Source organism: Dactylosporangium sp. CA-139114 (genome assembly GCF_050955725.1).
In the GTDB taxonomy this organism is placed as follows: Bacteria; Actinomycetota; Actinomycetes; order Mycobacteriales; family Micromonosporaceae; genus Dactylosporangium.
In genome coordinates this window covers 1,880,109-1,892,837 of record NZ_CP192080.1, presented here as the reverse complement: position 1 = coordinate 1,892,837, position 12,729 = coordinate 1,880,109, and the positions used below count along the sequence as shown (strand labels likewise).

The following is a 12,729-nucleotide window of genomic DNA, read 5'->3' as shown; positions in this document are numbered from 1 at the left end:
GTCACTCCTGCCACTAACGTCACACCCATGGCGATGCCCGCGGTCCCTTCCCAGCCGTCACCCTCCGGCGTGCGCCCCGCCCCGCGCCACGCGGCCGAGGGCCGCACCTTCTCCGCCGGCACCTTCGCCACCGGCGCGTTCCCGACGGTCTCCCCCGCCCGCCCGGGACCGGCCCGGCCCCGCCCGCCGCGGGCCCTCACGCTGGGCACCCTGGAGGAGGACGACCTCCGCGACGACGCCGCCTACCAGGCCATCGGCTTCTACGACCTGGCCCTGACCGGCCGCAGCGCCAAGTCGGCCCAGTTCGTGCAGTGCCGGTTCAACCGCGCCGACCTGACCGGCACCGCCCTGTCCGGCGCGATCCTCACCGACTGCCTGCTCGAACGCACCGCACTCGACCACGTGCACGCCGATCACTCCGTCCTGCACCGCGTCACGCTGCGCGACTGCGGCCTGGCCGACCTGCAGTGGCTGGGCGGGACGCTGCGGGACGTGACCGTGCGCGACTGCCGGGCCGAGCGCAGTGTGTTCCGCGACGCCCAGCTGCACGCGGTCTTCTTCACCTCGACCGACCTGACCGGCGCCGACTTCACCGACGCCGACCTGACCGGGGCCACGTTCAGCGGCTGCGACCTCTCCGGCGCGACCTTCTCCGGGGCCGCCGCCGCGGGCGCGCGCTTCGAGTCGTGCACGCTGGCGGGGGCGACGGGCATCGAGGGGCTGGCCGGGGCGAGCATGACCGGCGTGGACGCCGAGGAGCTCCTGGGCCTCTTCGCCGCGGCGCTGCAGATCACCCTGACGGATGACTGACGGCTATCCGACTAACCCGGCCACCCGAGCTGCGCGGCCTTGCGGGCGGTGACCTCGATCTCGATGCGCATCCGGGGGTCCGACAGCCCGCACACCTGCATGGTCGCGGCCGGCCGGACCTCGCCCATCCAGCGCCGCAGCACCGGGAAGCACGGCTCGAAGTCGGCCGCGTCCGGCAGCAGGTAGCGCACGCGCACCACGTCGGCCGGGGACGCCCCCGCCGCCCGCAGCGCCGCGTCGATGTTGCGCCAGCACTGCTCGGCCTGCTCGACCACGTCGCCGGAGATGGTCATCGTGGCGTAGTCGAAGCCGGTCGTGCCGGAGACGTGCACCCAGTCGCCGTCCACGACCGCGCGGGAGTAGCCGATCTCCCGCTCGAACGCCGACCCGCTGGAGATCAACCGCCGCTCGCTCATGTCTCAGACGCTAGACGGCAGCTGCCCGAGCCGGCGCACCAGGTCGACGTCGTCGCTCATCACCACTGCGCCGGCACGGCATCGATGTCCATGGCTCAGCTGTGGCCCGGCCGGGGCGTGCGCCCTGGCATGCTTGTCGGCATGCCGTCGCCAGTGAACCGCCAAGCCGAGCCACGCGTGCGGTACAGCCGCGAGCAGCTGCTGGCCGCCGCGGACCGGCTCCTGCCGGACGTCATCGCGCCCGGGCTCGACGTCCTGCTCTGCGGCATCAACCCGGGGCTGTGGTCGGCGGCGAGCGGGCACCACTTCGCCCGGCCCGGCAACCGGTTCTGGCCGGCCCTGCACCGGTCCGGCTTCACCCCGCGGCAGCTGCGCCCCGACGAGCAGGACCTGCTGCCCGGCTGGGGGCTGGGCATCACGAACCTGGCCGCCCGGGCCACCGCGCGCGCCGACGAGCTCAGCCGCGACGAGCTCACGGCCGGCGGCGCGATCCTGCGCGCGAAGGTCGCCGCGTTCGCCCCGCGCTGGCTCGCCGTGCTCGGCGTCACCGCGTTCCGGGTCGCGTTCGGCGTGCAGGCCGCGAAGGTCGGGCCGCAGGAGTCGGACGCGCCGGCCCCCACACGGCTGTGGATCCTGCCGAACCCGAGCGGCCTGAACGCGGCGTGGCCGTTACCCAAACTGACCGAGGCGTTCGCGGACCTGCGGAGGGCGACGCTGGACGAAGCGAGACCACCGGCCGGTTGATCCCCCACGAGGACGTAATACGCCGCGTTATACTTCGTGCGTGACCGAGGTGTACCGATGGCCCAGCGAAGGCGCGGCAGACCTTCGTGACGGCTTGACGCCGCGAGAGGTTGTCGAGGCGTAGTACGCGCCGGCAACGCTGCGGCTGGACAACAGGGCGCCGGCACGGAAACCAACGTTCATGGCGGTGTGTGCGCCGACCGACGACCAGCGACTCATCGTTGTCGTGTGCATACGTACCGAGCAAGTCGAACCATGGACCATCAGCGGGGCTCGCGACGCCGGCATGCATGAGCGACAGATGTGGAGGAAGCACACGTCATGACCGAGAAGCGCACAGATCTTGCCGGCATGCCGGGGCACGACGCGGCCGCATTTGCGATGAACAACGACCTGGGTGAGCTGTTTGAGGATGCGGACGTCGTGAAGGAGCGTCGGCCGGCGAAGATGGTGACTGCACTCCGCATCGACCTGGATATTCAGGCTGAACTGGAGGCCGCTGCTGCCGCTCGGGGCATCGGAACGTCCACGCTGATGCGAGAGATCATCGAGGATTGGGTCCGCACCCACCGCGACGCGCCGGCGCCTGATCAGCTCGGCGAGCTCGTGCGTCATCTGGACGCCGCCCGCCACGCCGCCGCATCACTCCGGCAGGACGCCGCCTGAGCCGCGGACGGACGGGCATCTCACCGCCTTGAGCGGCCTGAACGCGCACGACCCGCTCCCGGACCTCGCCGCGGAGTTCGCCCGGCTGCGGTCGGCGGCTCAGACCGGCTCCTAGCGGCCGGCCCGCGCTGAGGCGACGGCTCAGGCCGGCTCCGCCGGCTCGTAGCAGCCGGCGGAGCTCCGAGGAGGCGGCTCAGGCCAGCTCGGCCGGCGGCTCGTAGCGGGCGGCCCGCTCGGCGAGCAGCTGACCGAAGACGCCGCTCGGGCGCCCGCAGTCGGCGCAGACGAAGTTGTCGTCCAGCCGCGGGCCGCCGCAGTGGTCGCAGCGCCCCCGGTCGCGCGGGTCGGCGTAGGCCCGCAGCGCCTCCGCGAGGGCCTTCGCGACCGGCGCGCGCAGGGCGATCACCTGCTCGCCGACCCGCACCTCGGCCACGGCCGGCCCGGGCGCCGGGTCGTACACGTCGATGCGCTCGTTGAACTCCCGCAGGGCCCGCGCCACCAGTTCGTCCACGCGCCCGACCTTACCGCCCGGGCAGCAGGAGGTTCACGTCGCCGAACTCGTGCCAGAGGTAGCCCTCGCGCACGGCCGCGTCGTACGCCGCGGCCAGCACCGCCGGCGCGGCCACCGCGGCGAGCAGGTCGAGGTGCGAGGCGCGCGGCTCGTGGAAGCCGGTCAGCAGCCCGTCGACCGCGGTGACGCCGCGGGCCGGGGTGACGACGAGGTCGGTGTACCCCTCGCGGGCCGCGACCGTCCCGCCCGGCGCGGCCGCGCTCTCCAGGGCGCGCACCGCCGTGGTGCCGACGGCGATGATCCGCCCGCCGGCCGCCCGGGCGTCGTTGACCAGGCGGGCCGTCGTGGGCGGGACGCGGAACCACTCGGGGTAGGGCCGCTCGTGCGCCTCCGGCGAGGCGACCCCGGTGTGCAGCAGCAGCGGGGCGAACTGCACGCCCGCGGCGACCAGGCGGGTCACGACCCGCTCGCTGAACGGGCGCGCGGCCGAGGGCATCTCGGCGCTGCCGGGCTCGCGGGCGAAGACGGTCTGGTAGGTCGCCAACGGCCACCGCCGGCGCACGTAGGGATAGCGGATCGGCTCGCCGTACCGCCGCAGAAACTCCGGCACGGGCACCGGCGTGCGCACGGCGGCGGCCCACAGCCGCCCGTGCGTGTAGGGCTCCTCGAGCGTGACGCCCGCCCCGCCGGGCAGCCGCAGCTCGCCCGGCTCCCCGGGGTGCGGGCGCCGGTCCGGGCCCCGCACCTCGACCGCCCACCGCCCGTCGGGCAGGCGGGTGGAGAAGTGCAGGCTCAGCGGTACCCCCACCACCCGCACGGCCGCCGCGAGCGTCCCGGACGTGTTGACGACCAGCACGTCCCCGGCCCGCAGCAGCTCCGGCAGCGCGTCGAAGCGGTGGTGCGCCAGGCCCTGCGGGGACGCGACCAGCAGCCGCACCTCGTCGCGGGCCAGCCCGCGCGCCTCCGGGGGCTCCCGCGCCTCCAGCTCGGCCGGCAACACGAAGTCCAGCACCGCCGTCACCGCTTCACCGGCCCCTCCAGCTCGGCCGGCAACGCGAAGCCCAGCCCCTCCAGCTCGGCCGGCAACGCGAAGCCCAGCCCCTCCACCTCGGCCGGCAACGCGAAGCCCAGCACCGCCGTCACAGCTTCACCCGCCCCGACGCCGGACGCTCGGCGAGCAGCCGCAGGAACGCGGGCGCGACGGTCCCGGGCTCCGGCCGGTCGCCGATGTCCTCGCCCGGGAACGCCTCCTGGTGCATCCGCGTGCGCAGGTCGCCGGGGTCGGCCCACCACACGCGCAGCTTCGGCTCCTCCGCGGCGAGCACGTTGCTGAGCTGCTCGACGGCGGCCTTGGCGGCGCCGTAGCCACCCCAGCCCGGGTAGGCTCCCACGGCCGCGTCCGAGCTGATGTTCACGACCGCGCCGCCGTGGTCGCGCAGGGCGGGCAGGGCGAGCTGGGTGAGCGCGAGCGGCGCGACGAGGTTCACCTCGAGCACGGCGCGCAGCGCGTCCGCCGGGTAGTCGGCCAGCGCCGGCTGCGGGCTCGGCCCGAGGATGCCCGCGTTGTTCACGAGCAGGTCGAGCCGCCCGGTCTCCAGCGCGGTCTCGACGAGCCGCGCCCGGTGCCACGAGTCGGTGACGTCCCCGGGCACGGCCCTGACGCCGCCGCGGCCGGACGGGCCGAGGGTCCGCCCGTCGCCGTAGACGGCCCAGCCCGCCGCCGCGAGCGCCTCGGCGAGCGCCCGCCCCAGCCCGCGCGAGACTCCGGTGACGATGGCGGTTCCCGGTGTGTCCATGGGTGTGTCCATGGCTTCGACGCTAGGAGCGACGCGGGCGCGTGCCATCGGGCCGCGGACCGGGACGCGCCTAGGTCCATGGTCCTAGGTACCGCCTGAGTACCGTGGACGTCGTGGGCGGATGCGATCGGGACGAGCTGCGCGAGGTGAGCGCCGCGGTGCTGGCCGTCACCGCCCACCGCTCGATGCGCGAGGTCCTGCAGACGATCGTCTCGGCCGCGCGCAGGCTCCTCGACGCCGAGTACGCGGCGCTGGGCATCCCCGACGAGCTCGGCTCGTTCCGCGAGTTCCTGGCCGACGGGCTGACCGACGAGCAGTGGCGGCGCATCGGCCCGATCCCGCGCCAGCACGGCCTGCTCGGCGCGATGCTGCGCGACCCGAACCCGGTCCGCTCGGCCGACATCCGCACGCACCCGAGCTTCGAGGGCTACCCCGCGGCCCACCCGGAGATGGCCGACTTCCTCGGGATGCCCATTGTGGACGGCAGCGAGATCCTGGGCGAGCTGTTCCTGGCCAACAAGCGCGGCGGCCCCTTCGACGCCGCCGACGAGGAGCTGCTGCGCCTGCTCGCCGCGCACGCCGCGATCGCCATCGTCAACGCCCGGCTCTACGAGCGCGCCCGCGAGCTGTCCATTGTGGAGGAGCGCCAGCGCATCGCCCGCGAGCTGCACGACGCGGTGACCCAGAAGCTCTTCAGCCTCCGGCTCACCGCCGAGGCCGCGGCCGCCCTGGTCGAGCGCGACCCGGCCCGGGCCGCCGCCGAGCTGGACGTGGTGCGCCGCCTGGCCGCCGAGGCCACGGACGAGCTGAAGTCCATCGTGGTCGGCCTGCGCCCGATCGAGCTCGCCGGCGACGGCCTCGCCGCCGCCCTGCGCCGCCAGGCCGAGCTGCTCGACCGGGTCCACGAGGCCGAGGTCACCTTCGCCGCCGACCGGGTCCCGCGCCTGCCGGCCGCCCGCGAGGAGGCCGCGTACCGGGTGGCCCAGGAGGCCCTGCACAACGCCCTGCGCCACGCGTCGGCCGCGCACGTCTGTGTGCGGCTGCGCCGGTCCGGCTCCGGCGTGGTGCTGAGCGTCACCGACGACGGCCGCGGCTTCGACCCGCACGGCGACCTGCCCCGCCCGCGGCTGGGCCTGGCGTCGATGCGCGAGCGCGCCCGGGCCGCCGGCGGCCGCCTGCTGATCCGCTCCACGCCGGGCGCGGGCACGGTCGTGACGATGGAGGTGCCGGGTGCCTGATCCCGTGCGCGTGCTCGTGGTCGACGATCATCCGGTGGTACGGCAAGGCCTGCGCACCTTCCTCGACGTGCAGGACGACATCGAGGTCGTGGGCGAGGCCGGCGACAGCGCGTCCTGCGTCGCGGCGGCGGCCCGCACCGACCCGGACGTGATCCTGCTCGACCTGCGCATGCCGGGCGGCGACGGGGTGCAGGCCCTGCACGAGCTCGCCGCCGCGGGCACCCGCGCCCGGGTCCTCGTCGTCACGAGCTTCACCGAGCCGTCGGCGGTCCTGCCGGCCGTCCGCGCGGGCGCGGCGGGATACGTCTACAAGGACGTGGACCCGCCCGCGCTCGCGGCGGCGATCCGCGCCGTGCACGCCGGGCACGTGCTGCTGCACCCGGACGTGGCGCGCCTGCTGACCGAGGGCGGCCCGCCCCCGGACGCGGCGCACCTGACCGCACGCGAGCGCGAGGTCCTGGCGGAGGTCGCGCGGGGGCGCTCGAACCGGGAGATCGCGCGGGCGCTGGGCCTGGCCGAGAAGACGGTCAAGACGCACGTGAGCGCGATCCTGACGAAGCTCGGCGTGCAGGACCGGACGCAGGCCGCCCTGTACGCCGTGCGCAACTCCCTCGGCTGAGCCCGTGCCCCCGGACGGCGGTCAGGCGTCGTAGTCCGGCCGGTACCGGAACTGGACGGCGGTGAGCTGGTCCGGCCGGGGTCTCCAGCCCTGCTCACGCCACAGGACGCCGTCCGTGACCCGCCAGGTGCCGTCGCCGTCGAGGGTCGCCACGAGGCTGTGGACGATCATGAGGTCGGTGGTGATCCCGCCGGTGAGCGCCGAGTCCACCTCGTTGCGGGTGACGATGACGTCACCGGGGCCGCCCAGGGTGCCCTTCACCTCGACGCGCAGGGCCGGGCGGTGCTCCGGCCCGACCTCGAAGTCGTACGGGTGGCCCTGGGACGTGTCCCGGATGTCGTCCTCGTGCCAGCCCTCGTCGAGCAGCGCCCGCCGAGCGCGGGCCATCGCGGCGAGCTCGGTCTCGCGGCGCAGGCCGGCGTCGTCGGCACGGCCCTGCCCGGCGGCGCCGCTCGGCCCGGGCCCGCCGACGGTCAGCCGCGGCAGCTGCGCCCACCCGGTTCGCGGCAGGTCGTGGACACCGCGGACGCGGGGCCGGCCGATGTATCGGACCGGCGCGTAGGTCCAGCCGAGGACGTAGTGCTCGCCGTCGTCCAGCCGCTGGGAGTAGGGGTCGTCGCGGAACATGTCCTCGTCGACGCCGGCCGCGGCGGCGAGCGGCCGCACCAGGTTCCACGCCTCGTCGACGCCGGCACATCGCGCGCTCACGACGTCGACCACCTCGACCTCCCAGCTGAGGATGCCGGTGTCGATGTCGCCCTGGACCATCACGACGTGGTCGCCGGGGGCGAGGTCATGGTACGGCGCCAGCCGGCGTTGCCACACGTGCCACTCCAGGCACAGCGATCCCGACTCCAGGTCCTCGTCGTGCAGGACCTGGGTCTTCAGCCGGACGGGTCTGGGCATGGAAGGCGGGCCCTTCTGCGGCGGCGGTTCCCGGGGGTGCGGGGGCGAGACGAACGGTATCCGAACCCGGGCGCGCCGCGCTCGCCTCCGCGTCCCCGGCCGCGGCGGGCACCACGCTGCGGCTCAGGCCGTGCTGAGCGCGCCGGTGAGCGCCTCGTCCAGGATGGCCAGGCCGCGGTCGATCTCCTCCTCGGTGCTGGTCAGCGGCGGGGCGATGCGGAACGTGCCGCCCATGCCGGGCAGCTGGACCACGTTCATGTGCAGGCCGAGCGTCAGGCACCGCCGCGTGACCTGCGCGCCCAGGCGGTCCGCGCCGGTCTTCGTCGCGCGGTCGGTCACCAGCTCCAGGCCCTGCAGCAGGCCGCGGCCGCGCACGTCGCCGACGACCTCGTGGCGGTCCCGCAGCTGCAGCAGGCCCCGCCGCAGCCGCTCGCCGAGCTCCGCCGCGCGGCGGTCGAGGCCGTCGCGCTCCAGGATGTCGAGCACGGTGTTGCCGACCGCCGCGGGCAGCGGGTCGCTCACGTGCGTGGTGTAGAAGAGGAAGCCGCGCTCGTACGCCTGCTGCTCGATCGCCTCCGTCGTCACCACGGCCGCGAGGGGCAGGCCCGCGCCGAGCGTCTTGGACAGCGTGATGATGTCGGGCACGACGCCGTCGCGCTCGAACGCGTACCAGGTGCCGGTCCGGCCCAGGCCGGTCTGGGCCTCGTCGAGGATGAGCAGCATGCCCCGCTCGCGGCACTTCGTCCGCAGGGCGGCGAGGTAGCCGGGCGGCGGCTCCAGCACCCCGCCCGAGCTCAGGATCGGCTCGACCAGGCACGCGGCCGGCGCGCCGGAGGACTGGGCGTCGAAGAGCGCGAACGCGTGGTCGAGCTGGCGGCGCCAGTCGAGCGTGCCGTCGGGGTGGGTGAAGTCGGGGCGGTACGCGTCGGGCGCCGGGATCGCGAAGTTCCCGGGCGCGGTCGGGCCGTAGCCGCGGCGCCCCGCGCTGTAGGTGGCCCCGGCCGCGGCCTGGGTCATGCCGTGCCAGGAGCGCGCGAACGACACGATCTCGTGCCCGCCGGTGACGAGCTTCGCCAGGCGCACGGCCGCCTCGTTGGACTCGGCGCCGGTCGTCAGCAGCAGGACCTTGGACAGCTGCGCCCCCTCGAACGGTGCCTGCGCCTTGCCCAGCGACTCGGCGAGCCGGCGCGACAGGTCGACGACGGGCCGCGAGAGCATGCCGCTGAAGAGGTGGTCGAGCTCGCCGATCTGCCGCCGTACCGTTGCCACGATCTGCGGATGCGAGTGCCCCAGGATCGCGCTCATCTGCCCCGACGTGAAGTCGAGGATGCGCCGGCCGTCCTCGGTGAAGACGTGGCTGCCCTCGGCGCGCACGATGATCTCCGGGGTGAACGCCCCGCCGTACCGCACGACATACCGCTGCACATCGCTCCAGAAGTCCGCCATGGCCCCGACGCTACGACCGCGCTATGTTCACTTCCAGCTCACGATTTCGCACAGCGCGTACGGCTTGATCGAACAAAGGGTGGAACCGGTGCTCGACCCGTGGCGGCTCAAGCTGCTCGGCGACCTGGCCGCGCTCGGCACCGTGCGGGCCGTGGCGCAGGCCGCCCACCTGAGCCCGTCGACCGTCTCCCAGCAGCTCGCCGTGCTGGAGCGGGAGGCCGGCGCCCGGCTGTTCGAGCGGGCGGGCCGGCGGCTGCGGCTCACGGACGCGGGCGAGACGCTGGCCCGGCACGCGCGCACGATCCTCGACCAGATGGAGACGGCCCGCGCCGAGGTCGCCGGCGACCGCTCGGCCCCGGCCGGGCGGCTGACCATCGGCGCCTTCACGAGCGCGGTCAACGCGTTCGTCCTGACCGCCATCGGCCGCCTGCGGGCCGAACACCCCCGCCTGCGCGTCGACCTGCGCGAGCTGGACCCGACCGAGGGCATCCCGGCCCTGCGCCGCGGCGCGTGCGACATCGCGGTGACCGCCGAGCTGTTCGACGGCGGCACCCCGGTCGACGACGAGATCCTGCACACCCCGCTCGCGACCGACCGCGTGGTGCTGGTGACCGCCGCCGCCGCGATCGCCGGGCCGGTCGACCTGGCCGCGTACGCGGGGGCGCTGTGGTCGGCCGAGCGCCCCGGCACCTGGACGCACGACCTCATCACCCGGGCGTGCCGGCGGGCGGGCTTCGAGCCGGACGTGACCGCGGTGTTCGCGTCGTACGGGCCGCTGCTCGCCCACGTCGAGGCCGGCCTGTCCGTGACGCTGCTGCCGGAGCTGGCCGTGGACGCCCGCTACGACGTGGCCGCGCACCCGCTGCGGGAGCCGCTGCAACGGCGCATCACGGCCGCCGTGCGCGCCTCGGCCGCGTCCCGCCCGTCGGTCGCCGCCGCCCTGGCCGCGCTGTCAGCCGTCGCGTAGCCGCTGCAGCACGAGCGGGTCGATGGCGCCGGCGACCATGCGCTCCTCGAGGTTCTCGACCCCGGCCCAGGCGTCGAGGTCGGCGTAGCCGAGCGCCTCGAGCCGCCGCGCGACCTCGGCGGCCAGCTCGCCCTCCAGGGGCAGCAGGGTGGCCGGGTCGGGTTTGCCGAAGTACAGCTCCCAGAGGTCGATGAGCCCGCCCATCCGCCCCACCGGGTCGGGATCGTCGTCCACGCGCAGGTCGACCTCGGTGTCGCTCATGCCGCCGTAGCCGGCCCCGCGCCGCACGGTGAACAGCGCCGCGCTCTGCCGCCCGCGCCGGTCCCCGCCCGCGGCGTCGCCGGCCGCGAGGGCCGCGTGCAGCCGGCGCGGCAGCGACAGCCCCTCGGACCCGAGCCAGGCCCGCTCCATCCCGGCGACGACCTCGGGCCCGGCGAGGATGTTGCCCTGGATCGCGTACCCGTCGCCCGCCACGCCCCCGGCCCACGCGAAGCACTCGTCACCGGTGAAGGTCGCGCCGTCCCCGGCGGGCCCGACGACCCCGAGCTGGCGGTGCGCGCGCCCGCCGTCGGCGGCGGTGAGCCCGGCGATCACGTCGGCGGCGGCGGTACCGGTCCGCAGCAGCGCCAGCCCCTGCGCCCGATACGCGAGGTTCGCGAGCGCCTGCGTGGCGAGCGCCCCGGTCCCGGCCTCGGCGGCGGGCACGGCGGCCCCGACGGCGAGGAACTTGCTGGCCACGGCGACACCGAGCGACTGCCCGTCGGAGGACCGCCCGACGATCGAGAACGTCATGCCGCCACGGTACGGCAATCCTTCACTCTGGCAATATTGTCATCTAGCAACAAGAAGCGGCACCAGCTCCGTCAGTCGACGTCCGGGTCGTAGTTCGGGTTGATGCCACCGTGGTGGATGGCCGAGAGCGCCAGCGCGATCGACGCCAGGGCCTTGACCTCGGCGAGCTTCAGCTGCTGGTCGATGGTCATCTCGTCGTACCGCTCGTCGAGCCTTCCGATCGCGTCGAACGTGTCGACCGCGTCCGAGAACGAATCCACCGGTTCCTCTTCCCCTCGTGATGTGCACACCATCAGACCAGCCGGGGCCGGGCCGCACCAGAGACCGTCTGCGAGGCCTGCGTGGCGAGCGCGACCGAGACGGAGCCGGCGCGCCGACGCCCAACTGCGTCCCGGGCGTTAGCGCGCGAGCCGTCCGACACGGTGGAGCGCGCTGGACTCGAACCGAGTGCCGCGGAGCGACGTGAGGGCTACGCGAGGACCTGGGGCGGCTGGGACAGGCACACGAAGGGCCCGCGCACGCCGGCGCTGAAGCGCTCCGCCGCCCGCAGGGCCACCTCCACGCGCCGCTGCGGGGCCATGCGCGACTGCGCCGTCGCGAACAGGGCGCCGAGCGCGATCTCGTCCCCCACGCCCACCGCCGCGTACCCGTCGGCGGCCTCGGCGACCTGGTAGTCGTCGTGCACGGTGAAGAGGCGGCCCTTGACGCCCACGAGGAACGTCCCGCCCTCCTCCCGCTCGCTGTCGCGCCGGGCCCAGCCGCCCGTCTTGAGGCACTCGCGCACCGTGTCGATGAAGCGGGTGGCCATGAACCGCTCGATGTCGCCGACCGGCTTCGGGGGCTTCAGGGAGTACCGGATGAGCTGCCCCATCCGGAAGGACGTGGTGAACCCGAAGAGGTATCCGTTGTTGTGGAACACCTTCGAGTCGGCGCGGACGGTCAGGCTCCAGCCCGAGGCACCCGCCGAGTCGCCGCCGATGTAGACGGTGCCCTGGTGGACCAGGCCGACGATCGCGGTCACGCGGCACCTCCGGACGGGCGGGCGTAGGTCGCCAGGCCGTCGATCATCAGGTCGAGGGCGAACTGGAAGCGCTCGTCGCCGCTGCCCTCGATCATCGTGGGGGCGAGGGCGACGAGGTTCGGGAACTCGTCGGCCGGCAGGGCGGCGAGGTAGTCGCGGACCTGGTTCAGGTACGGCTCCGCCTCCGTGCGCCGCCCCAGCTCCTCGTGGATGGACTGCTCGACCGCGTCGGCGATGATGACCATCGACATCTGGTCCATCGCCCAGGCGCAGATGCGGTCGGGGATGCCCGCGCCGCGCAGGAGGGCCAGCAGGGCCTCGGCGTAGCGCAGCGAGTTGAGGCCGGTCGGGATGTTGGCCCGCGCGACCCGCACGAGGTCGCGGTGCGAGCGGAACACGTTGCGGCTGGCGAAGCAGGCGCGCTTGACCTCGGCCTTCCAGTCGGGCGCGTCGGCGCGCGGGAGCGGGATCTCGCCGACCACGCGGTCCAGGAGCTGCTCGAGGAGCTCGTCCTTGTTGGCGAAGTACGCGTAGAGCGACGCCGCGCCCGTGCCGAGCTCCTGCGCGACCCGCCGCATGCTCAGCGCGTCGAGGCCGTCCCGGTCGACCAGGCGCAGGGCCGTGCTCAGCACCGCCTCCGCGCTCAGGGGCTGGCGGGCGGCCGGGGCCTTCTTCGGCGCCCGCCACGGTGGGGCGGGGATGGCGGCAGCAGGCACCCGGCAATCCTACTTGACACGAACACCGTTCGAACGTGCTGCTCGGCGGCACCCTGCTGCTGCTCGTCCTCCCGCTGGTGC

17 protein-coding genes are annotated in these 12,729 nt (G+C 74.6%); 6 read left to right on the top strand and 11 right to left on the bottom strand.

Features of this window, described 5'->3' with window-relative positions:
• The first annotated feature begins 27 nt into the window (after positions 1-27).
• Complete coding sequence (locus ACQP2P_RS08500) at positions 28-810, top strand: pentapeptide repeat-containing protein (RefSeq protein WP_433614452.1); 783 nt, start codon at positions 28-30, stop codon at positions 808-810.
• Between the two features lie 11 nt (positions 811-821).
• On the opposite strand, the gene ACQP2P_RS08495 is transcribed toward ACQP2P_RS08500, so the two are convergent.
• A complete protein-coding gene (locus tag ACQP2P_RS08495) occupies positions 822-1,226 on the bottom strand; it encodes a RidA family protein (protein ID WP_433614451.1) in 405 nt (134 codons plus the stop codon).
• A gap of 141 nt (positions 1,227-1,367) precedes the next feature.
• Here ACQP2P_RS08495 and mug point away from each other — a divergent pair, with 141 nt between their 5' ends.
• Positions 1,368-1,970, top strand: coding sequence for a G/U mismatch-specific DNA glycosylase (gene mug / locus ACQP2P_RS08490; RefSeq protein ID WP_433614450.1), 603 nt, complete (start codon positions 1,368-1,370; stop codon positions 1,968-1,970).
• A gap of 321 nt (positions 1,971-2,291) precedes the next feature.
• Positions 2,292-2,636 carry a hypothetical protein gene (locus ACQP2P_RS08485; RefSeq protein ID WP_433614448.1) on the top strand — a complete coding sequence of 115 codons (345 nt, stop codon included), beginning with the start codon at positions 2,292-2,294 and terminating at the stop codon, positions 2,634-2,636.
• A gap of 193 nt (positions 2,637-2,829) precedes the next feature.
• Here the strand turns inward: ACQP2P_RS08485 and ACQP2P_RS08480 are convergent, their stop codons facing one another.
• From ACQP2P_RS08480 to ACQP2P_RS08465, 4 genes are read right to left on the bottom strand one after another with little or no spacing between them, the layout of a single operon-like run.
• Complete coding sequence (locus ACQP2P_RS08480; RefSeq protein WP_433614446.1) at positions 2,830-3,147, bottom strand: hypothetical protein; 318 nt, start codon at positions 3,145-3,147, stop codon at positions 2,830-2,832.
• Between the two features lie 10 nt (positions 3,148-3,157).
• Complete coding sequence (locus ACQP2P_RS08475) at positions 3,158-4,168, bottom strand: S-adenosylmethionine:tRNA ribosyltransferase-isomerase (RefSeq protein ID WP_433614444.1); 1,011 nt, start codon at positions 4,166-4,168, stop codon at positions 3,158-3,160.
• Positions 4,165-4,290: a hypothetical protein gene (locus ACQP2P_RS08470; protein WP_433614442.1), complete on the bottom strand. Its 126-nt coding sequence runs from the start codon at positions 4,288-4,290 to the stop codon at positions 4,165-4,167. Before ACQP2P_RS08470 ends, ACQP2P_RS08475 begins: the two co-directional genes overlap by 4 nt.
• A complete protein-coding gene (locus ACQP2P_RS08465; protein ID WP_433614440.1) occupies positions 4,287-4,955 on the bottom strand; it encodes an SDR family oxidoreductase in 669 nt (222 codons plus the stop codon). Before ACQP2P_RS08465 ends, ACQP2P_RS08470 begins: the two co-directional genes overlap by 4 nt.
• A 101-nt stretch (positions 4,956-5,056) precedes the next feature.
• Between ACQP2P_RS08465 and ACQP2P_RS08460 the strand changes: the two genes are divergently transcribed.
• On the top strand, positions 5,057-6,181 hold the full coding sequence (locus ACQP2P_RS08460) for a GAF domain-containing sensor histidine kinase (RefSeq protein WP_433614438.1): 1,125 nt from the start codon (positions 5,057-5,059) through the stop codon (positions 6,179-6,181).
• Positions 6,174-6,800: a response regulator gene (locus tag ACQP2P_RS08455; protein WP_433614436.1), complete on the top strand. Its 627-nt coding sequence runs from the start codon at positions 6,174-6,176 to the stop codon at positions 6,798-6,800. Before ACQP2P_RS08460 ends, ACQP2P_RS08455 begins: the two co-directional genes overlap by 8 nt.
• Positions 6,801-6,821: 21 nt before the next feature.
• Here the strand turns inward: ACQP2P_RS08455 and ACQP2P_RS08450 are convergent, their stop codons facing one another.
• Positions 6,822-7,706 (bottom strand): protein NO VEIN domain-containing protein, encoded by an 885-nt coding sequence (locus ACQP2P_RS08450; protein WP_433614435.1) that lies wholly within the window; start codon positions 7,704-7,706, stop codon positions 6,822-6,824.
• A gap of 123 nt (positions 7,707-7,829) precedes the next feature.
• Complete coding sequence (locus tag ACQP2P_RS08445) at positions 7,830-9,152, bottom strand: aspartate aminotransferase family protein (RefSeq protein ID WP_433614433.1); 1,323 nt, start codon at positions 9,150-9,152, stop codon at positions 7,830-7,832.
• A gap of 88 nt (positions 9,153-9,240) precedes the next feature.
• On the opposite strand from ACQP2P_RS08445, the gene ACQP2P_RS08440 reads away from it, so the two are divergent.
• The gene (locus ACQP2P_RS08440) at positions 9,241-10,119 is read left to right on the top strand and encodes a LysR family transcriptional regulator (RefSeq protein WP_433614431.1); all 879 of its coding nucleotides are present in this window, start codon (positions 9,241-9,243) and stop codon (positions 10,117-10,119) included.
• On the opposite strand, the gene ACQP2P_RS08435 is transcribed toward ACQP2P_RS08440, so the two are convergent.
• The 4 genes from ACQP2P_RS08435 to ACQP2P_RS08420 all read right to left on the bottom strand — a co-directional run bounded on the left by ACQP2P_RS08435 (position 10,105) and on the right by ACQP2P_RS08420 (position 12,648).
• On the bottom strand, positions 10,105-10,911 hold the full coding sequence (locus ACQP2P_RS08435; RefSeq protein ID WP_433614429.1) for a DUF1028 domain-containing protein: 807 nt from the start codon (positions 10,909-10,911) through the stop codon (positions 10,105-10,107). The two genes, ACQP2P_RS08440 and ACQP2P_RS08435, sit on opposite strands and share 15 nt — an antisense overlap.
• A gap of 71 nt (positions 10,912-10,982) precedes the next feature.
• On the bottom strand, positions 10,983-11,171 hold the full coding sequence (locus ACQP2P_RS08430) for a hypothetical protein (protein WP_433614427.1): 189 nt from the start codon (positions 11,169-11,171) through the stop codon (positions 10,983-10,985).
• Between the two features lie 209 nt (positions 11,172-11,380).
• Positions 11,381-11,932, bottom strand: coding sequence for a hypothetical protein (locus tag ACQP2P_RS08425; protein ID WP_433614425.1), 552 nt, complete (start codon positions 11,930-11,932; stop codon positions 11,381-11,383).
• Positions 11,929-12,648, bottom strand: a complete 720-nt coding sequence (locus ACQP2P_RS08420; protein ID WP_433614423.1) for a TetR/AcrR family transcriptional regulator — start codon at positions 12,646-12,648, stop codon at positions 11,929-11,931. The genes ACQP2P_RS08425 and ACQP2P_RS08420 overlap by 4 nt, the downstream gene beginning before the upstream one ends.
• Positions 12,649-12,729 lie beyond the last annotated feature (81 nt).

What these genes read in the sequence shown, in the direction of transcription:
- ACQP2P_RS08500 (WP_433614452.1), top strand. Translation starts at nt 28, where the DNA reads ATGGCGATGCCCGCGGTCCCTTCCCAGCCGTCACCCTCCGGCGTGCGC.
- ACQP2P_RS08445 (WP_433614433.1), bottom strand. Translation starts at nt 9,152, where the DNA reads ATGGCGGACTTCTGGAGCGATGTGCAGCGGTATGTCGTGCGGTACGGC.
- ACQP2P_RS08495 (WP_433614451.1), bottom strand. Translation starts at nt 1,226, where the DNA reads ATGAGCGAGCGGCGGTTGATCTCCAGCGGGTCGGCGTTCGAGCGGGAG.
- mug (WP_433614450.1), top strand. Translation starts at nt 1,368, where the DNA reads ATGCCGTCGCCAGTGAACCGCCAAGCCGAGCCACGCGTGCGGTACAGC.
- ACQP2P_RS08485 (WP_433614448.1), top strand. Translation starts at nt 2,292, where the DNA reads ATGACCGAGAAGCGCACAGATCTTGCCGGCATGCCGGGGCACGACGCG.
- ACQP2P_RS08450 (WP_433614435.1), bottom strand. Translation starts at nt 7,706, where the DNA reads ATGCCCAGACCCGTCCGGCTGAAGACCCAGGTCCTGCACGACGAGGAC.
- ACQP2P_RS08435 (WP_433614429.1), bottom strand. Translation starts at nt 10,911, where the DNA reads ATGACGTTCTCGATCGTCGGGCGGTCCTCCGACGGGCAGTCGCTCGGT.
- ACQP2P_RS08465 (WP_433614440.1), bottom strand. Translation starts at nt 4,955, where the DNA reads ATGGACACACCCATGGACACACCGGGAACCGCCATCGTCACCGGAGTC.